The following is a 17,386-nucleotide window of genomic DNA, read 5'->3' on the forward strand; positions in this document are numbered from 1 at the left end:
CGAAACGGGGTCGTTACAAGATTCGTCCCTCGGCGCCGGACCGCGCCGAACCGTTCGCCTCGGCTCGAACACCGGAGTCGCGAGCGACGACACGCCCTCCTTAGGCGGTACTCGCAGTTCAACGTCTCTTCCACGACCGAGTTGATCGCCATCGCGCCGCCGGTGCAGGGGCAGCCATGTGCCGGCGAAGCCACAGCGCATGACGCACAGCTCACGCCGAACCCGGCAACGAGGTTATAACCTTGGCGACATGACCACGTTCGCCGACGGCCAGCCGACGACCAGCACTGATCTCATCGCGCTCGACGAGCGGTGGAGCGCGCACAACTACCACCCCCTGCCGGTGGTGATCGCCCACGCCGAGGGCGCCTGGGTCACCGACGTCGCGGGCAGGCGCCACCTCGACTTCCTGTCCGGGTACTCGGCGCTGAACTTCGGCCACCGCCACCCCGCGCTCGTGGCGGCGGCCGTCGAGCAGCTCGGTCGCGTCACGCTCACTTCGCGGGCGTTCCACCACGACCAGTTCGGCCTGTTCTGTCAGGAGCTCGCCGCGCTGACCGGCACGGAGAAGGTGCTGCCGATGAACTCCGGCGCGGAGGCCGTGGAGTCCGCGATCAAGGTCGCGCGCAAGTGGGCCTACCGCGTGAAGGGGGTCCCGGACGGCACGGCCGAGATCGTCGTCGCGGCGTCGAACTTCCACGGCCGGACCACCACGGTCGTGTCGTTCTCGACCGACCGCACCGCCCGCGCGGACTTCGGCCCGTTCACACCAGGGTTCGTCGTCGTGCCGTTCGGAGACTCCGCCGCACTGGCCAAGGCCATCTCGGAGCGGACGGCGGCCGTCCTGCTGGAACCGATCCAGGGCGAGGCGGGCGTGATCATCCCGCCTGCCGGCTACCTCGCAGAAGCTCGAAGGCTCTGCGACGAGGCGGGCGCGCTGCTGATCGCCGACGAGATCCAGTCCGGGCTGGCGCGAACGGGGCGGGTGCTCGCGCTCGACCACGAAGGCGTCCGCGCCGACCTCTACACGCTGGGCAAGGCACTCGGCGGTGGCATCCTGCCGGTGTCGGCGCTGGTGGGCCGGGCCGACGTGCTGGATGTCCTGCGCCCCGGCGAGCACGGCTCGACGTTCGGCGGCAACCCACTGGCCTGCGCGGTCGGCCGCTCGGTCGTCCGGCTGCTGGCCACTGGCGAGTTCCAGGAACGGGCCAGGGTGCTCGGCGCGCACCTGCACGACCGGCTCACCGCGCTGGTGGGCAACGGGGTCGAGGCTGTGCGTTGTCGCGGCCTCTGGGCCGGCGTGGACCTGCCGGCGGCCGGGCCGAGCGGCAGGGACGCATCGGAGGCGCTCATGAGCCGCGGGGTGCTGTGCAAGGAGACCCACGAGCGCACGCTCCGCCTCGCTCCCCCGCTGGTGATCACCGAGCCGGAGCTCGATCGCGGGCTGGACGCGCTCGAGCAGGTCGTGAACCGGTGACCCCCGGTCCCCTCCTACCGAGACGCCCTGCCGACTCCGGCATGTGGGCGTCACCCGCGTCCCGACGGATCACCCGTGGCTGAACCATCGTGTGGGAATCTCGCCGGCCGCCTCGACAGCTTCGACACGTTCGGCGAGCTCCGGGTGGGCTCGAATCACTATCGGATCGCCCGCATCGGCGACCTCGCGCCCCCTCGGATGCCGTACACCATCCGCGTCCTGCTCGAGAACCTGCTGCGCAACGAGGACGGCCGCCGCGTGACGCGCGACCAGGTGGAGGCCGTGCTCGCGTGGGGATCCGAGCACGCGTTCTCCGCCGCCGTCGACATCCACCCGGCCCGCGTCTTCATGCACGACACCAACGGTGTGCCGAGCATCGCCGACATCGCGGCCATGCGCGACGCGATGCACGAGATCGGGGGTGATGCCACGTCGGTGAACCCGCAGATTCCCGTCGAGCTCGTGGTCGATCACTCGGTGATCGCGGACGTGTTCGGCTCGCCGGACGCCTTCGAGCGCAACGTCGAGATCGAGTACGAACGCAATGCCGAGCGCTACCGATTCCTGCGCTGGGGGCAGACCTCACTGCGCAACTTCGACGTGGTGCCTCCGGGCAAGGGGATCATGCACCAGGTCAACCTGGAGCACCTCGCCCGCGTCGTCGTGGCCGACCGGGGGTGGGCGTATCCCGACATCTGCGTGGGCACCGACTCCCACACCACGATGGTGAACGGGATCGGTGTCCTGGGCTGGGGCATCGGCGGGATCGACGCCGAGGCGGCCATGCTCGGCGAGTCCGTCAACATGCTGCTGCCACGGGTCGTCGGGGTCCGGCTCACCGGCGCCCTCCCGGACGGAGCCACCGCAACCGATCTCGTGCTGACGATCACCGAGATGTTGCGTGCGCACGGGGTGGTGGGCAAGTTCGTCGAGTTCTACGGGGAGGGAGTACGGCGGCTGTCCGTTCCCGACCGGGCGACGATCGCGAACATGAGTCCGGAGTTCGGCTCGACGTGCGCGTACTTCCCGATCGACGAGGAGACGATCCGGTACCTGCGCTTCACCGGACGCACGGCGGAGCGGGTGGCGCTCACCGAGGCGTACGCGCAGGCTCAAGGGCTCTGGCACCGGCCGGACGTCGTGGCCGACTACTCGGAGACCGTCGAGCTCGACCTGACGGACGTGCGGCCGTCGCTTGCCGGACCGTCCCGCCCGCAGGACAGGGTTCCGCTGTCCGATGCCCCGTCGCGATTCCGCGGGGCGCTCGCCGAGGCGTCGCCCGGGGCGGACCCGGCGATGGCTGTCCCGGTGATCCTGCACGGCTCCGAACGCGAGCTGCGCCACGGCATCGTGGGGATCGCGGCGATCACGTCGTGCACCAACACGTCGAACCCCTCGGTGATGGTGACTGCCGCCCTGCTCGCGCGCAACGCGGCGCAGCGCGGGCTCCTGAGCAAGCCGTGGGTCAAGACGACGCTGTCACCCGGATCGCGGGTGGTGACCGACTACCTGGCTGCCGCCGGACTCACGCCGTTCCTGGAACAGCTGGGGTTCCACCTCGCCGGATACGGCTGCATGACATGCATCGGTGCGTCCGGCCCGCTCGTCCGGCAGGTGCAGGACGCGGCGAGGACCGACGGGCTCACGGTGGTCTCGGTGCTGTCCGGCAACCGGAACTTCGCCGGACGGATCAACCCGGACGTGCGGATGAACTACCTCGCGTCGCCGCCACTCGTCGTCGCCTACGCGCTCGCGGGCACGATGGAGACCGATCTGGCGGCCGATCCACTCGGCCACGCACCGGACGGAACCCCGGTGTTCCTGAGTGACGTGTGGCCCTCTTCGAGCGAGGTCGCCGAGGTCATGGACACCGTGATCACGCCCGGGATGTTCACCGCCGCGTATGCGGGGATCTTCACCGGTGACGCTCGCTGGGAGAACGTGGGCCAGGTCACGGGCGATCGGTTCGGCTGGGATCCGGACAGCGACTACCTCCGGCGCCCGCCCTACTTCGAGGGGATGTCGGCCGAGCCCGAACCGGTTCCGGACGTCGTGGGCGCACGGGTCCTGGTGATGCTCGGCGATTCGGTCACGACCGACCACATCTCACCGGCCGGGGCGATTCCGCTCGACTCCCCCGCGGGCCGCTACCTCGCCGAGCACGGGGTGGACCGGTTCGCCTTCAACACCTACGCCTCGCGGCGGGGAAACCACGACGTGATGATGCGCGGCACGTTCGCCAACGTCCGGCTGCGCAACGAGCTCGTACCGGGCGTGGAGGGCGGGTTCACGCGAAGCTTCGCGGAGGACGGCCGGATGCGTCCGGTCTATGACGCCGCCATGGCCTACCGCGAGGCCGGCACCCCCCTCGTGATCGTGGGCGGTGCGCAGTACGGGAGCGGCTCGTCGCGGGACTGGGCGGCGAAGGGACCGGCACTGCTGGGCGTTCGCGCTGTGCTGGCCGAGTCCTTCGAGCGGATCCATCGCTCGAACCTGATCGGGATGGGTGTGCTGCCCCTTCAGTTCCGTCCGGGCGAGAGCGCGCGACGGCTGGGGCTCACCGGACACGAGGTGATCGAGATCCGGGGAGTTGCAGGCCTGGGCTCTGCGACGACGGTGAGGGTGCGAGCGGACGACCTCGAGTTCGACGCGATCGTTCGTCTCGACACCGAGCGCGAACGCGAGATCTACCACAACGGCGGAGTGATGAAGCTCGTTCTGCGACGGCTCCAGCAAGCGAACAACGGCTCGTGACGAATACGGCAAGCGGTCGGGATCGATCCGATCCCGACCGCCCCGCCAGGCACGTCAGTGTGGCGACCTCGTGGTTATAACCTCAGTTTCGTGCGCGCTCCATCGCGGCGAGAAACATATCGAGCCCGATGTTGCGGCCACATAGCACGACCGCCACCTTCTTGCCGCGGTATTGCGAGGATTTCTGGAGCAGCCCGGCGACCGCGACGCCGGCCGAACCTTCGATCATCCACCGCTCGCCTTCGGCCACCATGCGCATGGCCTGGGCGATTTCCGCTTCGCTGACGGTCACCGTGTCGTCGATCACTTCCTGGCAGACGGGGAAGGTGACAGAACCCGGTTCCACCGCGCCGGCCGAGCCGTCGGAGAGGGTTTCATACTCCGGCGTCTCGATGATGTGGCCGGCATTCAGCGAGTCGAGCATGCAGGTCGACGCCTTCGGCCACACGCCGACCACGCGGGTTGCGGGGCTGAGCGCCTTGAGCGCGGTGCCCGTGCCGCCGATGAGCCCGCCCCCGCCGACACACATGAACACGGCGTCGAGATGGGGAGCCTGCTCGGCCAGCTCGACACCCACGGTGCCCTGCCCGGCCATCGTGTCGAGATCGTTGTAGGGGGCGACGTAGGGCTTTCCTTGCAGCTCAGACTGCCGGCGCGCCTCGATCTCCGAGTCGAGCGGAGATCCTTCCATCACGATGAGCTTCGCACCCAGCGCCTCGATCGCGACCATCTTCGACCTCGCCGCCGTGTTGCTGACGTAGACCGTGACATCGACGCCTGACAGCGCACCGGCCCGAGCAACCCCGAGCCCGTGGTTGCCTGTGGACGCGGTGATCACGCCCGACCCCTTCGCGTCCGCACCGAGCGCACGGATCTTGTTCGCGGAGCCGCGGACCTTGAACGAGCCGGTGGGCATCAGATGCTCCGCCTTCAGCCAGACGTCGCACCCCGCCTCGCGGGAGAGAAGCTTGCTGTGTTCGAGCGGTGTCACGGGAATGTCGGGCCGAATGCCTTGGTGCGCATCCATTATTCTCTCGAACAGAGTGACCACGCTCGAACTCCTCGGAATGAAGGAACGTAATTTCGTGCGGCCCGGCCAGCTCGTGAATCGATCTGCCGCCGACCGGACCTCGTCGTCGCTCTCGCGGTACGGCGCGCCGCGAGGCGGTTGGTCTCGCATCACCGATGTTATATCGTATGGCCATCTTCCGGAAGACGCGGCCCGAGAACGGCGTAAACAGCGGCGCTGAACAGCTACGGAACACGCGGGCACACGGACTCGAAACCAAGAAGGAAGCAGCATCATGACCACCGAGACGGCTGTCCCGGACGAACCGGCGACCGATGTCTTCACCGAGCCCCCACCGATTCTCTCCCCCGACAGTCTCCGGAACGTGCTGCACGACCACTGGAACCTGACCGACCCGGACCTGCGTCCGCTCGACAGCGAACGCGACCTCAACGTCCTCGTCGACGGCCGGTTCGTCCTCAAGGTCTCCAACCCCGCCGAGCAGTCCGACGTCATCGACATGGAGGTCCGCGCGCTCGCGCACGTCCATTCCTCGGATCCCGGGCTGCCGGTTCCGACCACGGTCGTCGCGCGGTCCGGTACGCCCGTTGTGCATCTGGCCGACGACACCGGCCGCGACTGTCTGGCCCGGCTGATCACGCTGCTGCCCGGGAGCCCACTCGAAGGCCGGCCCATCGACACCGCACTCGCCGAGCAGGTCGGCGCCGTCGCGGGCCGTGTCTCCGTCGCGCTGCAGGGCTTCTTCCACCCGGCGGCGGGACGGGACCTGATGTGGGACATCAGGCGGATGCCGACGGTGCTGGCCGGTTCGGGTATCGGAGCGGGCCCGTTGCAGGACCTCGCCGCCCGGGTCGCACCGGCCTTGGACGCGACCAGCGTCCTTCCGTCCGGCGTCCAGCACGGCGACGTCACCCTCACCAACGTGCTCGCCGACTCGGGCACGGTCACCGCCGTGATCGACTTCGGCGACATGCACCACACCGCCGCCGCCTGCGACCTCGCCGCCACCCTGGCGTCGGTGCTGCGGACGACGGGCGACGCCGGCACGGAGACGATCTGGCGCCTCACCGACGCCGTGCTCCGTGGCTACCAACGTCATCATGCCCTGCTGCCGGCCGAGGTGACCCTGCTCGGGGAACTCGTCATCGCCCGCTTGGTGACGACACTGGCGGTGTCGGCGACCCGGCGCGGACCCCACCAGGAGAACCATCGGTACATCACCCAGTACGACCGGGGCAGCGAGCGCGTCCTGGAGGTGCTCGGTGAGCTCGGTCCGGAGCAGCTCGCGCACCGGATGGAGCGCTTGGCCGGCACCCGCGACCTCGCGTACGCCATACCGGGCCACAGCCTTCCTGGCCGCCGAGCCGAGGCGATGGGCGGCGGACTGTCGCCCCTCTTCTACCGGCAACCGCTCGAGCTCGTCCGTGGTGAGGGGCCCTGGCTCTTCTCCCCCGGCGGCACGCGCTACCTGGATGCGTACAACAACGTCGCCGTCGTCGGGCACGCGCATCCCGCGGTCACCAACGCGATCGGCCGGCAGCTGGCCGTGCTGAACACCCACTCGCGATACCTCCATGCCGGCGTGGTCGACCTCGCCGAGCGGGTCCTGGCCACGATGCCCGCCGAGCTGGACACCTGCCTGTTCACCACGTCCGGCACCGAAGCCAACGAGCTCGCCTGGCGGCTGGCCACCGAGTACACGGGCGCCACCGCGGCCGTCATCGCGGAGCACGCGTACCACGGATCGTCGAAGTGGATGGCCGACCTGAGCTCGAACGAGTGGCCGCCCGGATATCGGCCGCACCACGTCGCCACGTTCCCGGCGCCCCACGGTCCCGCGGGCGAGCTGACCAGAGCCGCCGCGGCACAGCGCATCGAGCGGGCCGCGGAGGCGCTGCGCTCCGCGGGTGACAGCCCGGCACTCGTGCTGGCCGACTCGCAGTTCACCTCCGAAGGCATCCTCGACGTGCCCGCGGAATTCGCCGCGGGCCTCGTCGACGGCGCTCACGCCGTCGGCGCCCTGTACCTCGCGGACGAAGTCCAGTCGGGGTACGGGCGCAGCGGCCCGCTGCTGTGGCGCTTCGCGTTCGCCGGCATCACGCCGGACATCGTGACGCTGGGCAAGCCGATGGGCGCCGGTTATCCCATCGGCGCGGTCGTCACGCGGCGCGAGATCGCCGACGCCCTTGCCCGGAAGTACGAGTACTTCTCCACCTTCGCCGCCACGGCGGCCGCGGCCGCCGCCGGCCACGCCGTCCTCGACGTGCTGCACCTCACCGGCCTGCCCGAGCAGGCGGTGGAGGTCGGCAACCAGCTGCGCAGGCGGCTCCGGGAGCTCGCCGCCGACGAGCCGTTGCTCGGCGACGTTCGCGGAGTCGGTCTGCTCGCCGGCATCGATATCCGCTCCGACGGCGAGACGACCTCCAGAGCCCTGACCCGTTCCCTGCTCGACCTGCTCGTCGCACATGGCGTGCTTGCGGGCTCGACCGGCCCGCGCGGCGATGTTCTGAAGGTCCGCCCGCCGTTGGTCTGGGAGCCTGCCCACGTCGATGTGTTCATCGACGGGCTCCGCCGAGCGCTGTCGGACCTGCGAGCCGGGAGAACGTGAGAGCCGCGCGGTAGGGGCGCGCCCCGGCGTCCCTACCGCCGGATCCCCCGGACAGGCGGGAGTTCGGTCGGGCCCGAGTTGACGTTGACCTCGTGCCCGACCGTGACGCCATCCGCGTCGAAGCGGAGCGTGAGCTGGTCGATGAACGGCGATTCGAGGAAATGCCACGTCAGGCACAGGGTGTCGGCCCTGGCACCGGCCTCACCCGGAACCGACCACCGTGCACCTGCCAGGATGGCGGCGACAGCGTCCTGGTAGGAGTGGTGGAGCCGCCAGACGCTCACGCCGGTGCATTGCTGAGTCCACTGCCCGATCCCGTGCTCGATCGTGTGCCGGCCACGGTCGTCCTCGAGAACGAGCACCACGGCGTCGGCTCTCACCTCGACCGACAGGCAACGCAGGCCGTGCACGTTGGTTGCGAAGTCGTAGGTCTCCCGAAAGCCGACCAGGTGCGCCGAGGATCGCAGCAGCTCCGGTTCGCGAGCACGCCGAACCCAGTGGCTGACCGCCTCGGCCTCGGCGGCGTCGACGATCGGGTCCCGCATCGTCTCGTCGAAGGCGTCCCGGAAGGTCTCGCGGAGCATCTCCGGGAGGTCGTGGTAGGTGCCGTCACCCATCGCACCCGTCACGACCACGACCCCGCCCTGGTCGGGGAAGACCATGCACTCCTGGCCGAAGATGCCGGAGGCGTTGTAGATGCGGTCCTCCGTCGTCCAGAACTGGTAGCCGTAGCCGGAGTCGGCAACAGCGTCCGCAGGCGGCCGGACGAGCTCCGTGCCGTTCCAGTCGCCGCTGACAGCGCGCCGCACGTGCAGCGCGGAGGCTTTCTGCGGCCAGCCGCTCGGCAGGATCCGCTTTCCCTCCCACACACCGTCCTGGAGGTAGAGCACGCCGAAGGACAGCAGGTCCCGCGGTCGCAGCGACAGGCCGTTGCCACCGCTGGCGACCCCCTCCGGGTCGCGCTCCCAGTCGAAGTCGACGATGCCCAGCGGTTCGAACAACCGCGGACGCAGATACTCGTCGACGGGTTGACCGGATACCTCCTGCACGATCGCGGACAGGACGTGGCTCGTCGAGCTGCTGTACATGAAGGTGCGTCCCGGCAGTTCGACCACCGGCTCCTCGAGGAACTCCCCGACCCACCCGGTCCGCCGAAGCCGGGTCGTCGCACCGGACAGCCCGCGGCCGTGGCCGGTCTGCATCGTCAACAGGTCGCGAACCCGCATCCGGCGCAGGTTCTCGCTGGGCACCGCGGGCAGCCGGCCATCGAAGAAGGCCACGACCGGATCGTCGAGCCCGAGCAGGCCCTCGGCCTCGGCGAATCCGACAGCAGAGGCGGTGAAGCTCTTGGTCGCCGAATGCAGCTTGTGCTTGAGGTCCGGGTCGTGCGGCCATTGCCACAGATCCAGCAGTGTCCGTCCCTGCCAATGGACGAGCAGCGAGTGCAGGCGCATGCCCCGTTTCGCCAGATCCTGAAGGAGCGTGTGGACGGGCCGCATGCCCATGGTCGCCAGGTCTTCCGCCATGGTCACCGTTCTGTTGTGGGTGGGCCGGAGCCGGCCGGTGTGGTCTGCGTCCTGGATCACCGCCGGCTCAACTGATCCGCCATGAACTCCTGGACCACGGGAATGACCTCGCTGCCCTTGTGAGCGACACCGGGAACGACATCGAAGCGCACGTCGATCCCGTTGGCCTCGAAGTTGGCCCGCAATGTCTCGAGACGCTCGATCCGGGTGCCGCCGGTCTTCTCGACGCCGTCCATCCAGTTGGGTCCACCGGGGTTGTTGATCTCCCAGGTCTCGACGTCGTCGCCGCCGACGATCATCTGCACCGGCACGCGTCGAAGTGCGTCCAGGTCGATCGCGATCCCGAAGCGCTCCTCGAAGCCTCCGGTACCGAGCCACCAGGGCAGCGAGTCGTCGAGCTGCGTGATCCGGCCCGGGGCACCGATCGAGACGGCGGCCAGCCGGTCGGGACGGGCGTAGAAGAAGCGGTGCGCGAACTGCCCGCCACCGGAGAATCCGTGCAGGTAGAAGGTCTCGGTTTCGGTGTTGAACCCCTCGCCGACCTCGTCGACGATGTGCAGCAGCTCCTCGTCGAACCGGATGCCCTTGTACTCGAGGAACTTGAAGCTGTGCAGCTCCCGTGGCTCCACCAGCCCGGCGGGGAACAGCGGTGTGAGGATGACGCAGCGGTGCTCGATCGCGAAGCTCTTCCACCGGTCGCGGTAGAGCTCGGCGGACCGTCCGGTGCCGTGCTGGATGACGATGAGCGGCAACGGAGCCGCGTCCGGCGTGTGGTCCTTCGGCACGTACAGGGCGTACTGAAGGCGCTGGTCGTGCCGCGACGCGAAGAACGGCGTCCCGCCGATGAAGTTGGCGCCCTCTGAATCGGGTTCCGTGGTGGACATTGCGTGTGCTCCTCTTGTGCTCCGGCCGGTTGTGGTCAACTCGGCGAAGGCGATACGGATCGCCGTCAGAAGGCGGTCAGGACGTGGTGGAAGTGTGCGACCTCCGGCAACCCGGCGATCGAGTCGCTGACGAGCCCACGCCACCGCTCGACGTCCGCCGATCCGCGGAATCCCACGGTGTGGTCGCTGATCGATTCCCAGCCGACGACGAGCCGGTACTCCCGTGGGTTCTCGTGCGAACGCTCCAGCACGAACGTGCGCGCACCCTTCGCCCGCTGGAACAGCGGGGCGGCCTCGGCGATCGCCGCCTCGAACGCATCTTCCCTGCCCGGGAGCACCGTGATCCGCGCGGTCTCACGCACGATGCGCACGGATCCGTCCGGCCCTCCCGGGTGCTCCTCGTCGATCCGGGAATGCTCCCCCGACTCGACGAGCGTCCTGGTCGCGTCCACGGAGGCATACGTCCAGAAGATCTTCATGGGCTCGGAGGCGGAGGCGTTCTCGAAGTGGTGGGGGATGTTGGCCGGCACGAAGGTCGTGTCGAAGACGTGCAGCGGCGTCCGCACCCCGTCGATGTCGACGACGGCGTCGCCCTGCAGGACGATCACCGATTCGGCGACGTTGTGGATGTGATGGCCGATCACAGCGCCGGGCGCAAAACTCGTGATGCCGTTGAGGAAGCTCGTCGCACCCCGGGCACTCGTCACCAGCGGCACCGTGCGCGCACCCGCTCCGCGGTCCTTGGCGGGAAGTTGATCGGGACGCAGGATCGACGGCTGCTGGTTGACACCGGGGACAGGCAGGGACGACACACCCGCTCCTTTCATGGGTGGTGATCGGCGGAGAACGACGTCAGTTGCCGCTCGCGGCCGCTCGGCTGTCACTGGTCAGCCTCGCCACGACATGACCCGCGAACTCGGCCGTGCCGAGGTGTCCGCCCAGGTCACGGGTGCGGGATCCAGGCTCGCCGAGCACGGTCTCCACGGCCGACTCGATGCCGGCCGCCGCCGCGACCAGAGCCTCGTTGCTGTCACGCCGGCCCCGCCAGTCGAGCAACATCGCCGCGGAGAGGATGAGCGACGTCGGGTTGGCGATTCCCCGGCCCGCGATGTCCGGCGCGGAACCGTGCTGTGCCTGGGCGACTCCCACGTCGTGGCCCGCGTTGAGCGAGCCGCCGAGGCCGAGGCTGCCCGAGAGCTCGGCCGCTTCGTCCGAGAGGATGTCGCCGAACATGTTGGTGGTGACGATCACGTCGAACGCGTCCGGCCGCCGGATCAGCGCGGCCGCGGCTGCATCGACGATCAGCTCTTCGAGTTGCACGTCGGGGAACGCCTCCGCGACCTTGCGCACCTCACGGAGGAAGAGGCCGTCGGAGAGCTTGAGCACGTTGGCCTTGTGCACCGCCGTCACCTTCCGGCGGCGCAGGCGGGCGAGCTCGAACGCGGCACGGGCCACTCGTTCGCAGCCCCGGGCACTGATCTTCCTGATGCTGAACGCATTGTCGGGGTCTGGCATGAACTCGCCGCTTCCCGCGTACATGTTCCGGTCGGAGTAGAAGCCCTCGGTGTTCTCCCGCACCAGGACCAGGTCCATCGGGGCGCGCAGGACGGTCAGATCCGCCCGCGACCGGCACGGGCGGATGTTCGCGAACAGATCGAACCGGACGCGCAGCTCGGCGGACGGGTTGATGCCGCCCTCGTGCCGTGGCGGGTAGTCGTAATGCGACACCGGACCGAGAATCACTCCCCCGACCTCGGGTATCCGGTCCAGCACGGCTTGCGGAAGCGTCGTGCCCTCCCGGGCCAGGCCGGCGAAGCCGATGTCGGCGGTCTCGAGCTCGAGGCCGAGACCGTAGGCGGCGTCGGCCGCTTCGAGCACGTCCACAGTCGGCCCGACGATCTCCGGCCCGATACCGTCCCCGGGTAGTACGAGTACTTTCATCGTGGCGATCAGATCTCTTTCCGAATATTCGTCACCGCGAGCCGGCGAAAGCGGCGCGCAGTTCGGCGACACGCTCGGGTTTCCAGTTCGGCCCAGGCGCGGAGGAGAGCAGCATCTCCGTATAGGGGTGCTGCGGCCGACGCAACACGTCTGCCGTGGCGCCGCGTTCCACGGCCTCTCCTTTGTACATCACCAGAATCTCGCTCGTCACTTCACCCACCACGGCGAGATCGTGCGTGACGAAAACAACGCTCACGCCGGTTTCAGCTCGAATCTCGTTCAGCAGTCTCAGGATCTGCGCCTGAACGGAGACGTCCAATGCGGACACCGCCTCGTCGAGCACGAGCACGGACGGGTTCACTGCGAGTGCCTTCGCGATGGCGACCCGCTGGCGCTGCCCACCGCTGAGCTGGTGGGGGCGCGATGCAAGGTGCTGCTCGGAGAGGCCGACGAAGTCGATCAGCTCGGCGATCTGGGCGCGCACGATCTCCTTGGTGGGCTCGGGCAGGTGTCGGCGCAGGACGTCGCGCAACGCCCCCTCGACACTCAGCCGGCGATCCAGCGAACCGTAGGGATCCTGGAAGACCATCTGGACGTCCTTGGCCCGGCGCAGCCTCGCCGACCTGCCGCGCCCCTTCCGTTCCCTGGCCCGTCCGTCGATCACGATCGTGCCCTCGTCGGGACGGGCGAGACCCACCAGCATGCGGGCGACCGTGGTCTTGCCGGAGCCGGACTCGCCGACCAGGCCGAGCGCCTCGCCCTTGCGGAGCCCGAAGCTCACGTCCTTCACCGCGACCACGCGAGCCGCCCCGCGCCGTCCCGGAAAGGTCTTGGTCAGTCCGCTGACCTGCACAGCATCGTTCAGGGCGGCGTTCATGCCGGCGCCTCCGCAGGTGCGGCGGACTCTCGCTCCGGCAGCCGGGGAACGGCGTCGGCCAGAGCCTTCGTGTACGGGTTGGCCGGGTTCACGAAGATCGTGTCGGCCGGCTGGTGGTCCACCACGGAACCGTCCTTCATGACGTAGACGCGGTCGCAGTAGGCGGCGGCGAGCTGCAGGTCGTGGGTGATGAACAGGACTCCCATGTGCCGCTCCCGCTGGAGCCGCCGCAGCAGCGCGAGCACCTCCGCCTGCGTCGTCACGTCGAGTGCGCTCGTCGCCTCGTCCGCGAGCAGGAGGCGGGGCTCGATGCTCAGTGCCGCGGCGATCACCACCCGCTGCAGCATCCCGCCGGAGAGCTGGTGCGGGTACGCCCGCAGCACACGGTCCGTGTCGTCGAGCCCGACCTCGGCGAACAGCGACGCGATGCGCTCGCGTGCCTTCGCCGTGGCCATACCGTGCACCTGGACAAGTCGTTCGGTGGCCGAGTCGCCGATGCGGCGCACCGGGTTGAGAGTCGCCCGCGGCTCCTGGAAGATCATCGCGGCCAGCTCCGACCGGACCTTCCGCACCGCCGCACGGTCGTCCGCCACCATCTCGTGTCCGCAGACCGTCACGGTGCCCGACAGGGACGCGCGGTCCGGCGTCAGGCGCAGCGCCGCTCTCGCCGTCGTCGACTTGCCGGAGCCGGACTCACCGACGAGCCCCACCGTCTCGCCATCGGCGACGTCGAGGGATACGCCGCGCAGGATCTCCCGGAAGCCCACGGGAGTGGGTACCGACAGGTGGAGATCTTCGATCGCCAACACCATGCGCGTCACGTCCTCACGGTGAGCTTGTCGGAGAGACGCACCCCGACGACATTGGTCGCGACGACCACGATCGCGATCGTGAGGCCCGGGATGATGGCGGGTCCGAAGAAGCCCTGAATCACACCGGCCCGGCCCTCCTGCACCATCAGGCCCCATTCGGAGCTGGGCGGCTGGGCGCCGAACCCGAGGAAGTTGAGCGCGGCCAGGCTCATCAGCCCCTCCCCGAACAACACCACGAGGTAGCCGACCAGCGTGGGCAGCAGGTTCGGCAGCACGTACCTGCCGAGCAGCTGGACGCCGCCGACCCCTTGCAGCCGGTAGGCGTCGACGTAGGGCCTGGCGAGCTCCTCGAGAGCAATCGCCCTGGTGAACTTGGCGATCACGGGCGCGAAGGCCAGACCCATTCCGATGATCGCCGTGGCCGGCCCGCGATCGAACACCGCGATGATGAGCACCACGAACAGCAATCCCGGAAACGCGAACATGACGTCGGTGACCCGGGCGAGCACCGTGTCGACCCAGCCACGCCGCCACGCGGCGACCACCCCGATGAGCACGCCCAGCACCGTGGCGAACGCAAGCAGGGCGATCGCTCCGAGCAGGCTCGGCCGTGCACCGTAGATCACCCTGGACAGGATGTCCCTGCCGAGCTGGTCGGCGCCGAGCCAGTGCGCCGGGCCGGGAGGCGCCCAGATGGCGGCGAAGTCGGTGGCATCGGGCTCGTACGGTGCCACGAGCGGGGCGAACACCGCCGCGACGACGGCGACGCCCAGGATGGCGACGCAGATCCGAAAGGGCCATCGAGAGCCACGCAGCCGAATCCCGGCCGGGGACTTCGAGTGCGGGCGGAGGCCATCGATCGTCACGATCGCTCACTCCTTGTCACTGTGCGCGGGTCGAGGAGTGGATAGAGCAGATCGACCAGGATCGTGACCACCATGTACGCGAGCACCATGTAGAGCAGAACCGCCTGTACCACAGCGAAATCGTGGGTATTGATGGATTCGACGAGCAGGCTGCCGATCCCGTTGAGGCCGAACACGCTCTCGATCACGGTGGTTCCCGCGAGCATTCCGGCGACGGTCAGCCCGCACATGGTGATCACGGGACCGAGCGAGTTGCGCAGGATGTGGCGGGACACGATCAGCCGCGTGCCGAGCCCGTAGCTGCGAGCCGCTTCGACATGGTCCAGCGCCTGCTGTTCCACCATGGTCTGCCTGGTCACGCGGCTGATGAGCGCGAGCGACCCGAGGGCGAGCGCGATCGCGGGCAGCGTCAGGTGGTACAGCGTGTCGGCGAAGCCGGCACCGTCACCCGCCACCGGGAACCAGCGCAGCTGCACCGCGAACACCGACACGAGCACGAGCGCCACCACGAAGTTGGGGACGGAGTTCACGAACGTGGTGGCGCTCGTGATGAGCGAGTCCAGCGGACCGCCCCGGCCGAGCGCCGAGGCGACGCCGAGCGCGACGCCGATGACGACGAACAGCACCGTGGCCATGGCCACGAGCGTCAGCGTCACCGGTAGCCGCGACGCCAGCAGGTCCGAGACGGGCTGCTGATAGAAGAAGGACGTTCCCAGGTCACCGTGGAGTACGCCCTGCGCCCACGAGGCGTACTGCCCCACCAGCGGCTGATCCAGGTGGTACTCCGCGCGTACCGCCGCGATCCGCTCCGGTGTGATGTTCTCGGGGTTGCCGATCAGGAAGGTCACCGGATCGCCCGGCGCGGCATAGATACCTGCGTAGATGATGAACGAGCTGAGGGCCAGGGTGAGGACCATGGCCCCGAGCCGCCGCACGAGCGCCGCCGCCACGCCTAGTTGCCCTTCGCTCCGAGGTCGGCCGCCCACGGGTAGTTCCGGAACGCGCCGGACGCAGGAACGCCGGTCACCTCGCTCGCGAGCACGACCGTGGTCGGGCTCTGCACCACGGAGAGCCACGGCATCGACTCGGCCCACCGCTGCGCGAGATCGACGGCCAGGTCAGCCCGCTTCGCGTCGTCCAGCTCGGCCCTTGCCTGCTTCACGAGGGCGTCGTAGTCCTGGTCCTTGAGCACCCATTGGACGGTCGAGTCGGAGGCACCGTTCTTGTAGAAGCCGACCGGGTCGTTCTTCGAGATGAAGTAGTCATCGGTGAACAGGTCGGCCTGCTGACGGAACTGCGGGTCGCTGTAGTAGTCGCCGTATTGCTGGGGCGGGATCTGGATGATCCTGGCGTCGAGCCCGATCTTCTTCGCTGCGTCCACGATCGCGTTCGCGATCACGTCACGCACCGTTGTGCCGTCGCTCGCGACAACGATCTGCTGTTTGTCGGTGACCTCGGCGACGAGCTTCTTCGCCGCCTCGATGTTCTGTTCGGTCGGCTTGGCCGGCGCGCCCGCGGTCAGCGTCTCCGACGCCGCGCGGAACTTCTCGGCCTCGTAACCCCAAGCGCCGGGACCGACCGGCTCAGCGGCCGGTACCCCGAGGCCTGCCAGCGCGGACCGTGAGACGCCGTCCCGGTCGAGCGCGAGCGCGAGTGCCTTGCGCAGCCGCGCGTCGGCGAGCCCGCCCCGTTCGGTGACCATCGAGTTCCACACACGGGTGTCCGGGCCCTGGCTGACCGTCGTGCTCGGCCCAGCGGCCAGCGGCGCCGCGGACGAGATGTTCTCCAGGTACGCGCCGTCCGCCTCGCCGGTGAGCAGTGAGTTGACGACGGCGTCGTCATCGGCCCACCGGATCGTGAGCTCGCCGGTCTTCGACACGCGGTCCTTGTTCCAGTAGTCCGCGAACTTGGTCAGGACGATCTGCCGTCCCGACTCCCACGCCTTCACCTCCAGTGGTCCGGTGCATGCGTCGTCACCGCTGGGGGTACCGAAGGCGTCGCCCTGCGCCTCCACGGCCTTGCGCTCGAAGACGACCCCGCCCGTGCCGGCCAGGGCCTTCAGGAACACCGCGTCGGGCTGCGTCATCGTGACCGTGACCTCGTTGGGCCCGGTCTCCTGGATGGCGCTCACGTTCACGAACTCATCGGACTCGTTGGCGCCGTCGGCGGCGTGCCGCTGCATGCTCCACGCCACGTCGGCCGCCGTCATGACGTTGCCGCTGTGGAAGTGAACGCCCTGGCGAATGGTGAAGACCAGCGTGTTCGGGGTCGTCCACTCGTACTTCTCGGCGAGCCCTGGCTCGATCGTCAGGTCCGGCTGCGACTGGACCAGGCGTTCGCACACGTTGCCCATGACGGTGTCGGTGGTGGCGCCGGCGGCGTCGTTGTCCTGGTCGAGGGTGGCCGGTTCCTTGGGCATGAACCACGTGGCCTTGTCGAGCGGGCCGGAGGCAGCGGGCGTGCTGTCGACGAGCTTCACGTTCTCCTTCACCTGGGACGGCGAGACGCCCGCGCCGCCGCAACCGGCGAGAAGCGCGAGCGTCGCGCACCCGAGCGCACCGGCGGCGAACCGGCGGGAATGGCGGTGTCTTGTCATGGCAGGTCGTACCTC

Annotated in this window: 13 protein-coding genes; 3 read left to right on the forward strand and 10 right to left on the reverse strand. The window is 69.0% G+C overall.

What is annotated here, in order from left to right:
• Positions 1–250: 250 nt before the first annotated feature.
• Both rocD and acnA read left to right on the forward strand, forming a co-directional pair.
• Positions 251–1,477 (forward strand): ornithine--oxo-acid transaminase, encoded by a 1,227-nt coding sequence (rocD, locus tag ACQPZQ_RS31255; protein WP_433286767.1) that lies wholly within the window; start codon positions 251–253, stop codon positions 1,475–1,477.
• A 198-nt stretch (positions 1,478–1,675) separates the two neighbouring features.
• Complete coding sequence (gene acnA, locus ACQPZQ_RS31260) at positions 1,676–4,231, forward strand: aconitate hydratase AcnA (protein WP_433299438.1); 2,556 nt, start codon at positions 1,676–1,678, stop codon at positions 4,229–4,231.
• Positions 4,232–4,313: 82 nt separating this feature from the next.
• On the opposite strand, the gene ACQPZQ_RS31265 is transcribed toward acnA, so the two are convergent.
• The gene (locus ACQPZQ_RS31265) at positions 4,314–5,282 is read right to left on the reverse strand and encodes a threonine/serine dehydratase (protein WP_433286769.1); all 969 of its coding nucleotides are present in this window, start codon (positions 5,280–5,282) and stop codon (positions 4,314–4,316) included.
• A gap of 253 nt (positions 5,283–5,535) precedes the next feature.
• Between ACQPZQ_RS31265 and ACQPZQ_RS31270 the strand changes: the two genes are divergently transcribed.
• Positions 5,536–7,869 (forward strand): aminotransferase class III-fold pyridoxal phosphate-dependent enzyme, encoded by a 2,334-nt coding sequence (locus ACQPZQ_RS31270; RefSeq protein ID WP_433286771.1) that lies wholly within the window; start codon positions 5,536–5,538, stop codon positions 7,867–7,869.
• 32 nt (positions 7,870–7,901) lie between these two features.
• On the opposite strand, the gene ACQPZQ_RS31275 is transcribed toward ACQPZQ_RS31270, so the two are convergent.
• From ACQPZQ_RS31275 to ACQPZQ_RS31315, 9 genes are all read right to left on the reverse strand, one after another.
• Positions 7,902–9,455, reverse strand: a complete 1,554-nt coding sequence (locus ACQPZQ_RS31275; RefSeq protein WP_433286773.1) for a serine hydrolase domain-containing protein — start codon at positions 9,453–9,455, stop codon at positions 7,902–7,904.
• A complete protein-coding gene (locus ACQPZQ_RS31280; protein WP_433286775.1) occupies positions 9,452–10,279 on the reverse strand; it encodes an alpha/beta hydrolase in 828 nt (275 codons plus the stop codon). Before ACQPZQ_RS31280 ends, ACQPZQ_RS31275 begins: the two co-directional genes overlap by 4 nt.
• 65 nt (positions 10,280–10,344) lie before the next feature.
• Positions 10,345–11,091, reverse strand: a complete 747-nt coding sequence (locus tag ACQPZQ_RS31285) for a cupin domain-containing protein (protein ID WP_433286777.1) — start codon at positions 11,089–11,091, stop codon at positions 10,345–10,347.
• A gap of 40 nt (positions 11,092–11,131) precedes the next feature.
• Positions 11,132–12,220 carry an isocitrate/isopropylmalate dehydrogenase family protein gene (locus ACQPZQ_RS31290; protein ID WP_433286779.1) on the reverse strand — a complete coding sequence of 363 codons (1,089 nt, stop codon included), beginning with the start codon at positions 12,218–12,220 and terminating at the stop codon, positions 11,132–11,134.
• Positions 12,221–12,251: 31 nt separating this feature from the next.
• Positions 12,252–13,097 (reverse strand): ABC transporter ATP-binding protein, encoded by an 846-nt coding sequence (locus ACQPZQ_RS31295; protein ID WP_433286781.1) that lies wholly within the window; start codon positions 13,095–13,097, stop codon positions 12,252–12,254.
• Complete coding sequence (locus tag ACQPZQ_RS31300) at positions 13,094–13,909, reverse strand: ABC transporter ATP-binding protein (RefSeq protein WP_433299440.1); 816 nt, start codon at positions 13,907–13,909, stop codon at positions 13,094–13,096. Before ACQPZQ_RS31300 ends, ACQPZQ_RS31295 begins: the two co-directional genes overlap by 4 nt.
• Before the next feature lie 5 nt (positions 13,910–13,914).
• The gene (locus tag ACQPZQ_RS31305; RefSeq protein WP_433286783.1) at positions 13,915–14,775 is read right to left on the reverse strand and encodes an ABC transporter permease; all 861 of its coding nucleotides are present in this window, start codon (positions 14,773–14,775) and stop codon (positions 13,915–13,917) included.
• Positions 14,772–15,725, reverse strand: coding sequence for an ABC transporter permease (locus ACQPZQ_RS31310; RefSeq protein WP_433286785.1), 954 nt, complete (start codon positions 15,723–15,725; stop codon positions 14,772–14,774). The genes ACQPZQ_RS31305 and ACQPZQ_RS31310 overlap by 4 nt, the downstream gene beginning before the upstream one ends.
• A gap of 2 nt (positions 15,726–15,727) precedes the next feature.
• Positions 15,728–17,371, reverse strand: a complete 1,644-nt coding sequence (locus tag ACQPZQ_RS31315) for an ABC transporter substrate-binding protein (protein WP_433286787.1) — start codon at positions 17,369–17,371, stop codon at positions 15,728–15,730.
• Positions 17,372–17,386 lie beyond the last annotated feature (15 nt).

This window comes from Pseudonocardia sp. CA-142604, from assembly GCF_050948475.1.
GTDB lineage: Bacteria > Actinomycetota > Actinomycetes > Mycobacteriales > Pseudonocardiaceae > Pseudonocardia > Pseudonocardia alaniniphila.

Excerpts from the sequence above, each read along its gene's own strand:
- rocD (WP_433286767.1), top strand. The coding sequence starts at position 251 with ATGACCACGTTCGCCGACGGCCAGCCGACGACCAGCACTGATCTCATC.
- acnA (WP_433299438.1), top strand. The coding sequence starts at position 1,676 with ATGCCGTACACCATCCGCGTCCTGCTCGAGAACCTGCTGCGCAACGAG.
- ACQPZQ_RS31270 (WP_433286771.1), top strand. The coding sequence starts at position 5,536 with ATGACCACCGAGACGGCTGTCCCGGACGAACCGGCGACCGATGTCTTC.
- ACQPZQ_RS31280 (WP_433286775.1), bottom strand. The coding sequence starts at position 10,279 with ATGTCCACCACGGAACCCGATTCAGAGGGCGCCAACTTCATCGGCGGG.
- ACQPZQ_RS31290 (WP_433286779.1), bottom strand. The coding sequence starts at position 12,220 with ATGAAAGTACTCGTACTACCCGGGGACGGTATCGGGCCGGAGATCGTC.
- ACQPZQ_RS31295 (WP_433286781.1), bottom strand. The coding sequence starts at position 13,097 with ATGAACGCCGCCCTGAACGATGCTGTGCAGGTCAGCGGACTGACCAAG.
- ACQPZQ_RS31300 (WP_433299440.1), bottom strand. The coding sequence starts at position 13,909 with ATGGTGTTGGCGATCGAAGATCTCCACCTGTCGGTACCCACTCCCGTG.
- ACQPZQ_RS31315 (WP_433286787.1), bottom strand. The coding sequence starts at position 17,371 with ATGACAAGACACCGCCATTCCCGCCGGTTCGCCGCCGGTGCGCTCGGG.